This window comes from Microbacterium schleiferi, assembly GCF_020781975.1.
GTDB lineage: Bacteria > Actinomycetota > Actinomycetes > Actinomycetales > Microbacteriaceae > Microbacterium.
The window spans coordinates 96,151-110,480 of record NZ_JAJGNI010000007.1; the positions used below are offsets into that span (position 1 = coordinate 96,151).

The window sequence follows — 14,330 nt, forward strand, 5'->3', positions numbered from 1 at the left end:
GCACCGCCTGTCGTGTCAGAGCAGATTGACGGTGCCGATGACGATCAGCAGGGCTCCGATCAGCACGACCGAGAGACTCAGCACGAGGGAGGAATTCGCCACGAGCCAGTCGCTGAAACGCTCGAGCCGGGGCCGAATCGAATGGCTGCCGAAGACATACGCCAAGACCAGGGCCGCGACCGTCGAGACCGCGACCGCCGTGAAGATCAGCACCGTGAGGCTGCTGCCGACGATGCTGAGGGAGGCCGAACCGATCGCCAGTCCCGCCGCCAACGCGATCGCAAGGTTCTTGGGCCTCACGTTCATCGCAAGTCCGAACGCGAAGGCCCGGCGCGGCCCGACATTGTCGAGCGCCTTCGTCCACGATGGCGCGCTGGCAGGTTCCGGGCGCCGGCGATCGGCCGCCGTGCGCCAGACCCCTCCCACTACGAGAAGCACGCCGATAGCGATCTCGACCACGTGCGCCCAGGACGGCATCCGTTCTGTCGTCGATGGAGGAATGAGGCGAGCCCCGAGCGAGAACAGCGTCACGAGCACGAGCACCCCGCCCGACCACCCCGCGAGGTAGCCGACGCTCGCCGGGATGGGGTTCGGCGAGAGCAGAAGCAGCACGACCGCGAGGATCGGGAACACGCTCAGCGCCGCCGCAACCCCCAGCGGCACGACGTACCACAGCACCGAATCCACCCCTCGACTCTAGAGCCGCGGGTGGGGTGCTCGCGGTGTCAGGGGACGATGAGCACCGGCGCGTTGAGGTTCATGAGCACGTCATGCACCACCGTCGAGATGTTCGGGGGCTCCTCGCTCTGGCCGCGCCCGATCACCAGCATCGCGGCATCGATGGACGCTGTCAGCAGCGCCGGGGCGACGTTGTCGGCGACGACCAGGGAACTCAGGTCGAGGTGAGGGATGTCGATGAGAGCGTGTGCGCTGGCGCGTGCGACGACATCCCGAGCAGCCGACGCGCGGTACTCACCGTTGCTCGACGATTCCTCGTGCGGAACCGGAGGCCGGGCGTGGATGAGGACCAGCTGCTGATCCGTGCGCGCCGCTTCGCGAGCTGCCTGCATCAGCGCGGCATCCGAGGCCTGCGATCCGCTGACCCCGACCACGACACCGTGCCGGCCCTCAAGCGGCAGGTTCGGCACGACCAGGACCGCCGACCGGGCGGCAGCGACGACATAAACGGATGCTGCGCCGAACGCGCGCCCACGCAAGAAGCCGGTGCGGTGCGAACCCACAACGAGAAGGTCGTGCGGGCGGGCAGCGCCCGACAGCACACTGGGCGCGCGACCGTGGACGAGTTCGGTCTGCACGTGGGCGACGCCCGCATCCACCGCGCGGCGCCGGGAAGCGTCAAGCACGTGGATGCCGCGCCGTTGCGCATCAGCCATATAGTCGGCGCCGGCAACGCCCCACGTGTCGTCGACAACGTGCACGAGCAGGAGCTCGGTGGCGTGATCGGCCGCGTACGCGATGGCCCATGCCAGCGCGCCGGTGCTCGGACCTGACCCGTCTACGCCCACGACGAGGCGATCGTAGGGCGATACCCGCCAGATCGTGTCGCCGGCCGGGGCGCTCAACGAGCCGCCCTCGGACAGGCCCACGTGCGAGTCGTGCAGTGTGTTTCGCATCCGTCTGCCCCTCCTGTCTGTTCCAGCATCCGGCCCGCCAAGTTCCCCGCACAGGGTCGAAGGTCCCGCGATAGGATCCTGGCGAGAGAGCCGAGGGACGAGAACGGGGTAACCGGGTGGCTGATATCGAGGCACGGCTGCGCAGTCTCCTGACGGCGAACGCCGCTGTCGTGAGCCAGCTGGAGCTCTCGGCGGTGCTGCGCCGCATTGTCGAATCGGCAGTTGAGCTCGTCGGCGCGAAGTACGGTGCCCTCGGTGTGATCGGACCCGACGGGATGCTCGAGGAATTCATCCACGTCGGGTTGAGTGCCGAGACCGTCGAAGCGATCGGCCCGCCCCCGCGTGGCCGCGGCGTGCTCGGAGCCCTCATCCATGATCCTCGCCCGATCCGGCTGGAGCACATCGGTCACGACCCGCGCTCGGTCGGCTTTCCGCGCAACCACCCGAGAATGGACAGCTTCGTCGGGGTTCCCATCCGCATCCGCGGTGAGGTGTTCGGCAACCTCTACCTCACTGAGCACCCCGACGGCGCCTTCAGCGAAGAGGACACCGAGCTGCTCGAGACCCTCGCTGCCACCGCGGGCATCGCCATCGACAACGCGCGCCTGTACGAAGACTCGGTGCGCCGCGAACGGTGGGCCGCAGCCGCGGCCGAGATGAGCGCAGCCATGTTCTCGGACGAGACCGGCAGGCCGCTGCAGCTTCTGGCCGACAAGGTCCTCCAGCTCACGGATGCCGCCACCGTCGTGGTGATCTCATCGATCAGCGACACCATGATGTGCGTCGAGGTAGCGCGCGGCGAGCACGCCGACGAACTCACCGGCTCCGTTCATGCGCAAGCTGGCACCCTCTCCGGCCGTGTCTTCGACAGTTGGCAGCCGCTGCAGGCCAGCGGCGACACCGTCGAACTCGGGGACGAACTCGTCGCGTGGGGTCCGACGGTGGTCGTGCCGATGCTCGGTGCAGACGGCGCCCCCATGGTCCTCACTGTGGGACGGCCCGTCGGTGCCCCCCGGTTCACCGACAAGGATGTCGACCTCGCCGCGGACCTCGCAGCGCAAGCCACGATCGCCCTCGAGCTCGCGCGAGGCAGGTCCGACCGGCAGGCGCTCGCGCTCATGGACGAGCGCGGCCGCATCGCCCGCGACCTGCACGATCACGTCATCCAGCGCCTGTTCGGCGCCGGGCTCTCGCTGCAGGCCGTCGCAGGCAGGGTCGGCGACGCGTCAGCGCGAACCGAGTTGCTCGAACAGGTCGATGCGTTGGATGCTGCGATCACCGAGATCCGCACCGTCATTTTCGCCCTCCGCCAACCCCGCGCCTCATCCGGATCGGTCAGGCACCGCATCGTGGATGTCATCAGCGAGGTAGCCCCCTCGTTCTCCGAGTCACCGCGACTCGTCTTCCAGGGACCGCTGGATCTGCGCACGCCCCCGGATGTTGCTGAAGACGTCGTAGCGGTAGTTCGCGAAGGTGTCAGCAACGTTGCCCGCCACGCTCAGGCGACGGAGACCTCGGTGCGAGTCGGCATCGCCGACGAGATGCTCGTCGTCGAAATCCTCGATGACGGAGTCGGCGTGCCAGAGTCGACGACGCGCCGCAGCGGGGTCGGTAATCTTGAGGATCGCGCCGCGCGCTGGAACGGGGAGTTCGCCCTCACCGGACGCGCCGGCGGCGGCACCCGCCTGCGGTGGGCGGTGCCCTTGGCCCAGGGAGAGACCACATGATCCGTGTCTTCGTGCTCGATGACCACGAAATCGTCCGTCGCGGGGTGGTCGACCTGATCGACGCCGAGCGCGACATGGAAGTGATCGGCGAGGCATCCACAGCCCGGCAGGCACTCGGCCGGATCGCGGCCACCATGCCCGATGTCGCGGTCCTCGACATGCGGCTTCCCGACGGCAGCGGCATCGATGTCTGCCGCGAGATCCGCTCCCAGTACCCGAGCGTCACATGCCTCATCCTCACCGCGTACGACGATGACGAAGCCGCCTACTCGGCGGTGCTGGCAGGCGCTGCCGGCTACGTCCTGAAAGACATCAAGGCCAATGGACTGCTTGACGGCATCCGTGCTGTCGCAGCCGGCAAGAACCTGCTCTCGTCGGCTGCCGCGACGCGGGTGCGCGAGCAGGCACGCGAGACTCGCTCGAGCACGCCCGGTGTCGACCTGACCGAGCGCGAGCGTCAGGTGCTCGAACTCATCGCCGAGGGTCTCACCAACCGCCAGATCGGGGAGCGCCTCGACCTCATGGAAAAGACGGTCAAGAACTACGTGACTGGGCTGCTGCGAAAGCTCGGCATGGAGCGGCGCACTCAGGCAGCCGTCTACGCCACCTCGCTTCGCTCGCAATAGCCGCGCGTCGCGATCCGCGCGTCGCGAGCCGAAAACAGTGAGGCCGTCGCGGCGCCCGGTGACGAGTCGGGCGCCGCGACGGCATGCGTGGGGGAGGCTCGCAGATCGACGGCGGGCCCGCTGCACCAGGTTTGGGTGATCCGCCGGATACCTCTCCCCACGTGCGTCGCCGAACATCGTCCAGCGACGAAACCTGTCATCCTCGGTGGGGCTTCGGACGACTTTTGTGGTCTGACATCAGAGTGCCGCACCGAACACCTCAGTCCATAGGGTCTTTGGTCCCGCTCCCATAGGCCGTGTCAGATTCCCGCGACGGATGCCGAGACACCTCTGGGCCGCCCCCTTCATTCGGTCCGGTCGCTGTGCGAGTCGTCGGTTTCCGATTGATGGGTGCATTGCCGAGCGTAGTCGACGGGTGCGAGGTAGCCGAGCGATGAATGCCGGCGGTCGTGGTTGTATTCGGTCTTCCAGCCGCCGATCACGACCTGGGCGTGGAGCAGCGAGTAGAAGCTGTTGATGTTCAGGCACTCGTCGCGGAGCCTGCTCTCGGCATCCTCGCCTTCACTTCGGCGAGGTCACCCGTGGCCAGGCCTCTCGCCCTCGCTGCGCCACCGGCGACATCCTCCGCTTCGCGAGGTCACCATGGACGAGCCCCTCGCTGGGCGACGCGTGCGTCCCGTCATGGCCTGAGACCTTACATCACCGACGGGGCCCTGCCGAGAGACGATCCTCACGGCAGGGCCCCGTCACGGTGCTTGGGCGCGAGCGGCCGGGTGCGCCTCGGGGGTCAGGCGTCGTCCCGCCCGGCGGCGCGGTGGACGAACTCGATGAGGGAGTTCTCCATCTCGGCGCGGGTCTCGGGCTCGTTGTGAACCTCGTGGCGGACGTCGGGGTAGATGTGGAGTTCGACGTCGTGGCCCTTCTCCTCCAGGCGCCGGGCGACCTCGCGCGCACCCTCGCCGTAGTTGGTCACCGGGTCCTCCGCGCCCGCGAAGATCGCGACGGGAACCTGCGGAAGGCGGTCGAAGAAGTCGTCGCCGTTGGCCTGGTCGTACACGTCGACGAAGCCCTGCAGGAACCGGTTGCTCAAGGGGGCGCCGAAGTTGTTGAAGGGGTCGCGGCCGTGATCACGGACGACGTCCGCGTTGCGCGCCACCCAGTCCGTCGGGCCGAAGTCCGGGCCGAGGCGGTCGTAGAAGCCGTCGAACAGCTGGCCCACCAACGCATCCGCAGCGGGGGCGGAACCGTCGGCCGCCACGGCAGCCTTCAGGGCCTCGCGATCCAGCGTCGACTCGACACCGCGCATGCCCACGGCGATACCGCCCAGCGCGAGCCCGTCGACCTCGACACCCGGCTGCAGCACCAGCGCCCGCGCGATCATCGACCCCAGGCTGTGGCCGAACACCACGTACGGCAGGTCGGGGAACAGCTCCTTGGCCTTCCGGTACAGCGTCACCTCGTCCTGCACGATGACCGTCGCCGACTCGTCACCGGCGTCACCCCACGTCCCCGACTGCATCGCCGTCCGACCGTGACCCGCGTGATCGTCCGCGACCACGACGAACCCCGCATCCACCAGCGCGGCCGTCATGTGCAGGTACCGGCGGGAGTGCTCGCCGAGACCGTGGATGAGCTGGACCACCGCCACCGGCGTGACCGCCGGTTCGTACACCCAGGCCTGGATGGTGTCGGTGCCGTTGTGCGACGTGAACTCGAGTTCGCGCAGAGCCATGCTGACCTCCTCGTCATGCCCTCGGGCGGGGAGCTCGACGGTATGACCCTACCGTACCTGCCGACAACGGGATGTCCGGCCCCCGACCTCCGTCGCCTACTCGCGGAACTCCCTGTCGCGGGCGCTGAGAGCGGCAGGTACGCGCCCAGCCCGTCCCGAGAGCCGCGTGACCGGGTCCGGACCCGGCGGCCCGGCAGGGTCACCCCCGGTGGGGGGCCGCGTCCCGCCCGGATCATGTCTGCCGGCCCGCCCCGTGGCACTTCGGACGCTCTGTGCCGGCGCCGGGCGTGCCCGTCCACGCCCGGACGGCCCGCAGAACGTGGACCAGGCCTCGGCATCGCGGCTACGGAAGGTGAGGCCGGGGTCGATCAGACAGGCGACACGGGACATCACATGGAGAAACGGCGTCCCCGCTCCGGTGCTGCGTGTACCCGACGACGGCCCCCCGGCCGACGAGCCCGGCGCCGACGACCTCGGTCCCGGCGATCACGCCGCGGCCCACGTCGCCCGCGACTACGGTGCCCGCGCCGACGACGCGCCCCACGACCACGCCCACCACGCGCCCGACGACCCGTCCGAGCGTCCCCGCAGTGAAGGCGGTGCAGCGCACCTTCCAGGTGGACCGGTACATGCCCAAGACCGCGGCTCAGGCCCGGGTCGTGGCGCGCCTCGACGACGACGGCGTGCTGCGTTACCGCGAGGACCGCGCCCTCTGGGGCGCGAACAACTGGCAGTTCGTGACGGTGCGGGTGCCCGCCGACGCGAGCAAGGCGCAGGTCATGGCCGTGATCAACGCCAAGACGTCCTCGCGTGTGGGTGACGTGCACACCGGTTCGCGCCTGCGTTCCATCACGCGTGGTCGCTCGGTGACGATCGCGTGGGAGCTCGGCAAGGGCGCCCGCCCCACCTCCGCCTGGGGTGCGAACAAGTCCGTCAACCAGATGCTCTTCGCCCGCTCCTGAGCGACCACAGGTGGGCGTGGCCATCACCACCACGCCCACCTGTGGCGGGCCTGCATCGCCGAGCCCGGCCGAGCGACGCGTCACGCTTGCGAGGGTGGCGCCGTCGCCGCATGTCGGCTCCGCCCCTCGGGGGGGGGTGCCCCTATGTTCTTTGTCAAGCACGACGGGGTGGCTGCTGGGAACGTCGTGTGCGTCTCGTCGGGCTTGTAACGCTGGCGGCTAGGCTTCGGACATGAGGAGCGCGAAGCAATCCACGGTCCCGACTTGGCTGAGGGTCCTCGTGTGGTCAATCGCGATCGCGCTGGCGATCGTGGGGATTGTGTTGGCGGTGGTGTCGAGCAGTTTCTGGCCTCTGATCGCGTTCGCCGGTCTGGCCGTGCCGATGATGCCGATCGGGTCGATGAGGTCGTCGCGGCGGGCGGCTGCCGACCCGCGCTGAACTCTGGCTCCGTCCGGACGAAGCTCACGCGGCGATCGCGGTGGTGTGTGGCTGGTAGAGGGTGCCGTCGCGGAGCATGGCGTAGAGGACGTCCGATCGGCGTCTGGCGAGGGCGATGAGTGCTTGGTTGTGGCGTTTGCCTTGCGCGATCTTCCGGTCGTAGTAGGCGCGCGACTCGGGGTCGCGGAGCGCGGCGAACGCGGAGAGGAACATGGCCCGTTTCAGGATTTTGTTCCCGCGGCGGGACGGATGCTCACCCCGGATGGAGGCCCCGGATCTGCGGGTGACGGGTGCGAGGCCGGCGTAGGCGGCGAGGTGCCCGGCGGTCGGGAAGGTTCTGGTGGTGACTTCGGTGAGGAGCCGGGCTGCGGTCCTGACGCCGACTCCGGGCATGCTCGTCAGGACCGGCTGAAGAGGGTGCTGCTCGACGATCTTCTCGACCTCACCAGCGATCTCGTCCCGTTGCCTGCGCAGCGCGGCGAGCTGCTCCGCCAGCCGCGGGAGGACGAGCGCTGCCGCGTCGGTGCCGGTGACCACGACAGTCTGCTCACCGAGGGCGGTCACAATCTCGCCCGCCCAGACGCGACCCTTCCTCGGCGCGTTCTTGAGCAGCCGGTTCCCGAGCCTTTTCTCACCCGCTGATCGCATCGCCGCAGGGGACGGGTAGTGCTGCAGCAGGTCGAGCATCGCGGGATGGTCCAGCCGTGGCCCGATCACGCGTTCCAGCGCGGGGTGGATCTGGGTGAGAAGCCCGCGGATGCGGTTGCTGACTTGGGTGATCTGTCCGGCGAGGTCGTCGTCGAACCCGCAGAGCATCGACAGTTCCGCGACCTGCTCGTCCGCGACCTGGATCGAGCGGAGCGTGTGCGGCATCGTCCGTGCGGTCTCGGCGATGATCGCGGCGTCCCGCGCGTCGGTCTTCGCCTCGCCCGGGTGCAGATCGGCGATGCGCCGCATCGCCAGCCCGGGAAGGTAGCCGACCAGAGCCCCGAAAGCCTGCGCGACGGCGACCGGCAGCGCGCCGATCGTCGCCGGCTGATCCACGACCAGCAGCACGGTCCCGTGCGTCGCGAGCTGGTCGAGCACTGCCCGCAGTCGACGCTCGTCGTTCGGCAACGGCTTGTCGAACAGCCGCTCGCCGGCCCGATCGAGGGCGACGGCGTGGTGTTCGCCCTTGCCGACATCGAGCCCGACGAACACGCCGACCTCGTCGTATCTGTCGATACTGGTGACCACGTTGCCTCCGTTCGCTCCCGACGGCGTCCGCAGGCGGTGCGTCTCGGCATCCACGTTACGAACGGCCTCGAGCGTGCTCGGGCCTGGCCCCTATCAGCGATCACACACCGCCAACCAGGCCCGGTGACAACACCCCCCGGATCATCAAGGACAGGGGGCAGCAATCATGCCGGGCCCAGCAGGCCGTCACCGCCCAGCATCCTCCGCCAGACGGTCATGAAGAAAGTAACGGGGGAGTCCGGGACCGGCGCCCTCATGGGTCGAATCACTCGGCCCGGCCATCGAATTCGGCGGCAGCCTCTCGGTGATCCTGGGACCCGCGCGGTGTTGCGGGGCGGCCTGGCACCTCTTCTCCGCGTCGTGCAGCAGCGTCCCTTCGCGTGAGAACACTGTGAACGTTCCCCCGAGATGCCGGGGGAGGCTGGGCCGCCCCCTTCATTCGGTCCGGTCGCTGTGCGAGTCGTCGGTTTCCGATTGATGGGTGCATTGCCGAGCGTAGTCGACGGGTGCGAGGTAGCCGAGCGATGAATGCCGGCGGTCGTGGTTGTATTCGGTCTTCCAGCCGCCGATCACGACCTGGGCGTGGAGCAGCGAGTAGAAGCTGTTGATGTTCAGGCACTCGTCGCGGAGCCTGCTGTTGAACGACTCGACGTACCCGTTGTGCCAGGGCGAGCCGGGCGGGATGTAGAACAGGCCGGTGCGGGTGCCGGCCCAGTCGGCCATCGCGTCGCTGATGAACTCCGGGCCGTTGTCTGATCTGAGCACCGCGGGCGCGCCGCGGACGGCGACGAGGTCCTCGAGGTGGGCGGTGAGCCGGTCCGCGGTGATCGACCGCTCGACAAGCCCTCCGATGCACTCACGGGTGTGCTCGTCGACGATGGAGCAGATCTTGATCGGACGGCCCTGCTCGTCCGCGTCGAACTGGAAGTCCACCGCCCACACGAGGTTCGGTGCGACCGCTGCCGGGGCGTCGACGGTCGAAGACCCAACGCGTTTGCGGCGACGCCGCTGCGGGACGCGCAGCCCTTCCTCGCGCCAGAGCCGCTGGATCTTCTTGTGGTTCACGACCCACCCCTCGCCGCGAGCGTCGTGGTAGGCCCTGCGGTATCCCCACCGCGGATGCTTCTTCGCATACGCCCGCAGCCAGTCCCGCAACGCCAGGTCCGGGTCGGCTGTCGTCTCACCCTGGAGCGGGCGACGGTATGCGGACCTGCTCAGTCCGGCCAGACGGCACGCCATTCGTTCGCTCACCCGCAGCTTGCGCTTGAGGTGGTCGACGGCGGCGCGGCGCCTGCCCGGGCCTAGAAGTTTCCCTCAGCCAGCTGCTTGAGCGCGGCCTTCTCCAGCTCCGCTTCCGCGAGCAGACGCTTCAGGGTCGCGTTCTGCTTCTCCAGCTCCTTCAGGCGCTTTGCGTCGTCGGCCTTGAGGCCGCCGAACTGGTTCCGCCACCGGTAGTACGTCTGCTCGGACACTCCGAGCTCTCGACACACCCCGGCGATGTCGCTACCGCCCGCGAGCATCCTGTCGGCCTGCCCGAGCTTACGGACGACCTGCTCCGAGGTGTGACGCTTCCTGCTGTTCGTCATGATCTGACCAGTCTCACTGCCCGGACCCCCGGGCAACAGGACGACTCACACAACCACCGGACCTACCAAACGGGGTCAGCCCACCTCAGGCGCGAGCCGCGATGGATGCCGCATCCGTGCCCAGCGGCAGGACGCCGGAGAGGTGACCATCGCCGCCCAACCGTGATCCGATGAAGGCGTCGGCTACCGACGGGGGCGCTGCGCGCACCAGCAGCGATCCCTGCACAGCGAGTGCGAGCGCCGTGACCAGCTCTCGGGCGCGGGCGTCGCGGGCGTCGTCGCGACTGAGCTCGCCGATGAGTTCGCGGGTTCTTCGCACATGCGCGTCCAGGCGCCTGTCCGCCCCCGCTGACCGCGCGAGCTCGGCGTCAAAGGCCTCGAAGCTCTGCGGGTCGCGCGAGAGCGCTCGCAGCACATCCAGCGCGATGACGTTGCCCGACCCCTCCCAGATCGCCATGACGGGCTGTTCGCGATACCGCATCCCGAGGGGGAACGCCTCGGTGTACCCGTTGCCGCCCAGGCACTCCATCGCCTCATAGGCGTGCCCGGGACCCCGCTTGCAGATCCAGTACTTCGCCACCGCGGTGGCCAGGCGGCGGAAGGCCACCTCCTCGGCCGTCGCGTCCTCGTCGTAGGCACGGGCCAGCCGTAGGGAGGTCGCGGTGGCAGCCTCGGTTTCGAGCTGCAGATCCGCGATCACCTGCGTCATGAGCGGCTGGTCGATCAGGCGTGCTCCGAACGCGGCGCGGTGTCGAACGTGCCAGGCGGCTTCGGCGGTTGCCTGCCGCATCCCGGCAGTCGACCCCAGCACCGAGTCCAGTCGCGTGCGCGTCACCATCTCGATGATCGTGCGCACGCCGCGGCCTTCCTCGCCGACCAGGTGTGCGCGGGCGCCCTCGTACTCGACCTCGCTCGAGGCGTTGGCGCGGTTGCCCACCTTGTCTTTCAGGCGACGGATGCGGATCTCGTTGTGCGAGCCGTCGGGCAGCAGCCGGGGGAGAAGGAAGCACGACAGGCCTCCGGGCGCCTGCGCGAGCACGAGGAAGGCGTCAGACATCGGGGCGGAACAGAACCACTTGTGCCCGGTGAGTTCGTACTCGTCACCGCCGATCGGCCTGGCGACCGTCGTTCCCGCGCGCACGTCGGAGCCGCCCTGCTTCTCGGTCATCGCCATCCCGAAAAGGGCGCTGCGCTTTCCCGGCGCGAGATCCGGTTCGTAGTCGTTGCTCAGCAGCCGCGGCATCCACTCCCGGGCGAGCTCGTCGTGCTGGGCGATCACCGGAACCGCCGCGTGGGTCATCGAGACGGGACACGCGTGGCCGGGTTCTACCTGCGCATAGAGCATGAACGCGGTGGCGCGCACGACGGATGCCCCGGGCCCGGGCTCTCGGAACGCCCCGGTGTGGGCGCCGTCGGCCAATGCCGCGCCGATGATGCGGTGGTAGGCCGGGTCGTACTCGACCTCATCGAGCTGGCGGCCACAGCGGTCGTGCGTATGCAGCACCGGCTCGACCCGGTTGGCGCGCACCGCATCGCGTTGGAAGGCGGAAGAGCCGACGCGATGCCCGATGTGGTGCAGCCGCGCCGCGGCACCTGGCCCGCTGTAGGTCTCGACGCCCTCGCGCAGGGCGATGTTCGCCTCGTACTCATCCAGCCCCGTGCGTGCGGGCGCCTGGTTCGCGACCTCGTGTGTTTTCATCCGACTCCCTCGTCCGTGGCTCCACGGTAAGCCCGCACGTGCCACGGGCGGTTCCCGGATGCGGCGCTCCCGGCATCCGCGAACCGCGCCGATAGGGTGAGGGGGTGACATCGGCGCTGCGCATCTCGGTCGTCATCCCGTGTCGCAACGACGCCGAGTTCCTGCGCAAATGCCTGCTCGCCCTGCAGAAGCAAGAGCGTCCCGCTGACCGCATCATCGTGGTCGACAACGGCAGCACCGACGAGTCGGCGGCAGTCGCGCGCGAGGCCGGTGTCGAGCTGATCGACGAGCCGCTCGTGGGGATCTGGCCCGCCGCCGCACGCGGATACGACGCTGCGCTACCCACCAGCGACATCATTGCAAGACTGGATGCCGATTCCCGGCCCCATCCGGATTGGCTGGCGCGCATTGAGTCAGCCTTCAACAGCGACGCCGCGCTCGGGGTGCTCACCGGCGGCGCCGAGTTCTACGGCGCCGGCAGAGTCATCAGCTATCTCGGCGAGCACTGGTACATCGGTGGGGGGAGGGTCTGGGTGAACCTGTGGCTCGGCATCCCGCTGGTGTTCGGGTCGAACTTCGCGATGCGTGCTGCCATCTGGGAGCGGGCCCGCACGGTGGTGCACCGCGAGAACCCCCGCATCCACGACGACCTCGACCTCACCATCCACCTGCGCGAGAGCGACGGGGTGCGCTGGGATCGGTCGCTCACAATGCCGGTCTCGGCACGCCCCCTGACCTCGGTCCGAGGTCTCGCGCGCAGGGTCGGGCGGGTCGTTCCGACCTTCGCCGCCAGCTGGCCCGCGGGTGCTCCCTGGCGGCGCCGGCACGACAGCTATCCACAGGAAGGCCAGGATGGCGAGGACCGAGGGGTTGCCGTCACCTAGGCTCAGTCGCCATGCCGACGATCTCGACCGCCCTCACGGTCGTAGCCTTCGTCACGTTCGCGGTCATCGGAGCGATCCTCGCAATCATCGACATCCGCACTCACCGCCTTCCCAACCGCCTCGTCGCGACGGTCGGCGTCACGGGTGTCGTGCTCCTGGTTGCGGCAGCACTGACCGGCAGTCGAATGGATGCGCTGATCCGGGCTCTGCTGGCGGCGCTGGTTCTTTTCGTCGCGTACCTCGTGCTGCGGATGCTGTCGGCCGGCGGTGTCGGCGGCGGCGACGTCAAGCTCGCAGCGGTCATCGGACTGCACCTCGGGTGGCTGGGATGGGGGAGCGTGCTCGTGGGGACACTGGCCGGATTCGTGCTCGGCGGTGTCTTCGCCGCCGGGATGCTGCTCGTTCGCCGCGCCGACCGCCGCAGCGCGATCCCGTTCGGTCCATGGATGCTGGCCGGCGCATGGGTCGCGATCGTGCTGACCGTGTCAAGGCCCTGAGCGTCTCGGCCCCCCGCAGAGCTTCCCGGTTAGCCTGGAACCATGCCGGCCGCCCTGAAGACCTTCGTTGCCGTCGTGATCAGATGGGCGCTCTCGCTGCGCATCGTTCGCGCGTTGCTGCTCTACACCGAGAAGCGCGGACCGGTCCTTGCCGACAGCGTCACCTACCGTGCGCTGTTCTCGGTCTTTGCGGCGGTCCTGCTCGGGTTCTCGGCCGCAGCACTCTGGCTCGCGGGCAACCCCGAAGCGTGGAACGCGCTCGTCAGTGCCGTGAACTCCGTGATTCCCGGGCTGATCGGGGGCGAGAACGCGGTCATCCGGGAAGAAGACCTGCGATCGGGCCTTGATCAGTTCCAGTCGGGTCTGTCGATCGCGGCGATCGCTGCGGTCATCGGACTTCTGTTCGCTGCCATCGGTGCCGTCGGAACGCTTCGCTCAGCGCTCCACCTGATCGGTGGCACCGTCATGGACGACGGGTTCTTCCTGTGGGTGATCCTCCGAAACTTCGCGATGGCCGTCGGAGTCGCGATAGCGATCGTCGCGACCGCCGCCATCACCTACTTCGGAACCGCCGGTGTCTCTCTCGCCCTGGACTGGATAGGCATCGACGGCGACACGGTGATCGCGGAGGTGCTGACCCGCACGGTCGGTATCGTCACGGTATTCGTGCTGGATGCCGCGCTCATCGCGGCGATCTTCCTGGTGCTCGGCGGGATCCGTCCTCCCGCGCGGGCGCTGTGGGGCGGCGCGCTCCTGGGCGCAGTGGGCTTGACGGTGCTGCAGCAGTTGTCGGGACTGTTCGTGCGGGGCGCCGAGGCCAACCCGCTCCTCGGTACTTTCGCCACCCTCATCGCGTTGCTGCTGTGGATCAACTTCTCGGCGCAGGTCATCCTCATCTCCTGCACCTACATCGTGGTCGCCTCCGAGGAGGCGCACGGTGTGGTCTCCTCGGCCCCTCCGATGACCTTCGCCCAGCGCCGACTGCGCCGGGCACAGGCATCCGCGCGCGATGCGACAGCCGAGCTCCTTGAAGCACGCGCCGCCGCGATCGCCGAAGGGGACGAGATCGGGGCTTATGCTCGGGGGATGGCCATTGCACGACTCCACGGAGGCCCGCTCGACGGGCAAGTCCTGCCCCTGGAAGCCCCGGATGCAGACACGATGATCGTTCCCTACGGCGAAGGCCAGGTCATCTACGAACGACGTGGTGCCCTCGAGCACACGGGCGATCACGACGGACCGACCGAGGGTGAGTTCTACTTCGTCGAGTCCACCGACGAGATCGCCCCGTCCGACGACTGAGCCGAC

13 protein-coding genes and 1 pseudogene are annotated in these 14,330 nt (G+C 68.8%); 7 read left to right on the plus strand and 7 right to left on the minus strand.

Annotated features, from left to right (window positions below; all coding sequences use genetic code 11):
- Positions 1-15: 15 nt before the first annotated feature.
- Positions 16-687, minus strand: a complete 672-nt coding sequence (locus LL236_RS09755) for a GAP family protein (RefSeq protein ID WP_228178557.1) — start codon at positions 685-687, stop codon at positions 16-18.
- A gap of 38 nt (positions 688-725) precedes the next feature.
- Positions 726-1,634: a universal stress protein gene (locus tag LL236_RS09760; protein ID WP_228178558.1), complete on the minus strand. Its 909-nt coding sequence runs from the start codon at positions 1,632-1,634 to the stop codon at positions 726-728.
- A gap of 116 nt (positions 1,635-1,750) precedes the next feature.
- On the opposite strand from LL236_RS09760, the gene LL236_RS09765 reads away from it, so the two are divergent.
- Together LL236_RS09765 and LL236_RS09770 are read left to right on the plus strand one after the other, a co-directional pair.
- On the plus strand, positions 1,751-3,361 hold the full coding sequence (locus LL236_RS09765; protein WP_228178559.1) for a GAF domain-containing protein: 1,611 nt from the start codon (positions 1,751-1,753) through the stop codon (positions 3,359-3,361).
- Positions 3,358-3,987: a response regulator gene (locus LL236_RS09770; protein ID WP_228178560.1), complete on the plus strand. Its 630-nt coding sequence runs from the start codon at positions 3,358-3,360 to the stop codon at positions 3,985-3,987. The genes LL236_RS09765 and LL236_RS09770 overlap by 4 nt, the downstream gene beginning before the upstream one ends.
- A gap of 344 nt (positions 3,988-4,331) precedes the next feature.
- Here the strand turns inward: LL236_RS09770 and LL236_RS09775 are convergent.
- Both LL236_RS09775 and LL236_RS09780 read right to left on the minus strand, forming a co-directional pair.
- Positions 4,332-4,544: pseudogene (locus LL236_RS09775) on the minus strand (integrase core domain-containing protein); the annotation flags it as partial.
- 230 nt (positions 4,545-4,774) lie between these two features.
- The gene (locus LL236_RS09780; RefSeq protein WP_035964342.1) at positions 4,775-5,719 is read right to left on the minus strand and encodes an alpha/beta fold hydrolase; all 945 of its coding nucleotides are present in this window, start codon (positions 5,717-5,719) and stop codon (positions 4,775-4,777) included.
- A 590-nt stretch (positions 5,720-6,309) separates the two neighbouring features.
- On the opposite strand from LL236_RS09780, the gene LL236_RS09785 reads away from it, so the two are divergent.
- Positions 6,310-6,681 (plus strand): hypothetical protein, encoded by a 372-nt coding sequence (locus LL236_RS09785; protein WP_228178561.1) that lies wholly within the window; start codon positions 6,310-6,312, stop codon positions 6,679-6,681.
- A gap of 232 nt (positions 6,682-6,913) precedes the next feature.
- A complete protein-coding gene (locus LL236_RS09790) occupies positions 6,914-7,120 on the plus strand; it encodes a hypothetical protein (RefSeq protein ID WP_053548866.1) in 207 nt (68 codons plus the stop codon).
- Between the two features lie 24 nt (positions 7,121-7,144).
- Here the strand turns inward: LL236_RS09790 and LL236_RS09795 are convergent, their stop codons facing one another.
- From LL236_RS09795 to LL236_RS09805, 3 genes are all read right to left on the minus strand, one after another.
- Positions 7,145-8,344, minus strand: coding sequence for an IS110 family transposase (locus LL236_RS09795; RefSeq protein ID WP_228178676.1), 1,200 nt, complete (start codon positions 8,342-8,344; stop codon positions 7,145-7,147).
- 447 nt (positions 8,345-8,791) lie between these two features.
- Positions 8,792-9,942, minus strand: a protein-coding gene (locus LL236_RS09800) for an IS3-like element ISAar43 family transposase (protein WP_228178562.1) whose coding sequence is annotated in 2 segments (ribosomal slippage) — positions 8,792-9,672 and positions 9,672-9,942 — 1,152 coding nt in all. Because the reading frame shifts where the segments join, the coding sequence is not laid out codon by codon here.
- 85 nt (positions 9,943-10,027) lie between these two features.
- Positions 10,028-11,641 carry an acyl-CoA dehydrogenase family protein gene (locus LL236_RS09805; protein ID WP_228178563.1) on the minus strand — a complete coding sequence of 538 codons (1,614 nt, stop codon included), beginning with the start codon at positions 11,639-11,641 and terminating at the stop codon, positions 10,028-10,030.
- A gap of 104 nt (positions 11,642-11,745) precedes the next feature.
- Here LL236_RS09805 and LL236_RS09810 point away from each other — a divergent pair, with 104 nt between their 5' ends.
- The 3 genes from LL236_RS09810 to LL236_RS09820 are packed head-to-tail and all read left to right on the plus strand — an operon-like array spanning position 11,746 to position 14,324.
- Positions 11,746-12,525 (plus strand): glycosyltransferase family 2 protein, encoded by a 780-nt coding sequence (locus LL236_RS09810; protein WP_228178564.1) that lies wholly within the window; start codon positions 11,746-11,748, stop codon positions 12,523-12,525.
- 11 nt (positions 12,526-12,536) lie between these two features.
- Positions 12,537-13,022, plus strand: coding sequence for a prepilin peptidase (locus tag LL236_RS09815; RefSeq protein ID WP_228178565.1), 486 nt, complete (start codon positions 12,537-12,539; stop codon positions 13,020-13,022).
- 42 nt (positions 13,023-13,064) lie between these two features.
- A complete protein-coding gene (locus LL236_RS09820; protein WP_228178566.1) occupies positions 13,065-14,324 on the plus strand; it encodes a YihY/virulence factor BrkB family protein in 1,260 nt (419 codons plus the stop codon).
- Positions 14,325-14,330 lie beyond the last annotated feature (6 nt).

Coding starts and splice junctions, on each gene's coding strand:
- LL236_RS09760 (WP_228178558.1), bottom strand. CDS start 1,634: ATGCGAAACACACTGCACGACTCGCACGTGGGCCTGTCCGAGGGCGGC.
- LL236_RS09770 (WP_228178560.1), top strand. CDS start 3,358: ATGATCCGTGTCTTCGTGCTCGATGACCACGAAATCGTCCGTCGCGGG.
- LL236_RS09780 (WP_035964342.1), bottom strand. CDS start 5,719: ATGGCTCTGCGCGAACTCGAGTTCACGTCGCACAACGGCACCGACACC.
- LL236_RS09790 (WP_053548866.1), top strand. CDS start 6,914: ATGAGGAGCGCGAAGCAATCCACGGTCCCGACTTGGCTGAGGGTCCTC.
- LL236_RS09805 (WP_228178563.1), bottom strand. CDS start 11,641: ATGAAAACACACGAGGTCGCGAACCAGGCGCCCGCACGCACGGGGCTG.
- LL236_RS09815 (WP_228178565.1), top strand. CDS start 12,537: ATGCCGACGATCTCGACCGCCCTCACGGTCGTAGCCTTCGTCACGTTC.
- LL236_RS09820 (WP_228178566.1), top strand. CDS start 13,065: ATGCCGGCCGCCCTGAAGACCTTCGTTGCCGTCGTGATCAGATGGGCG.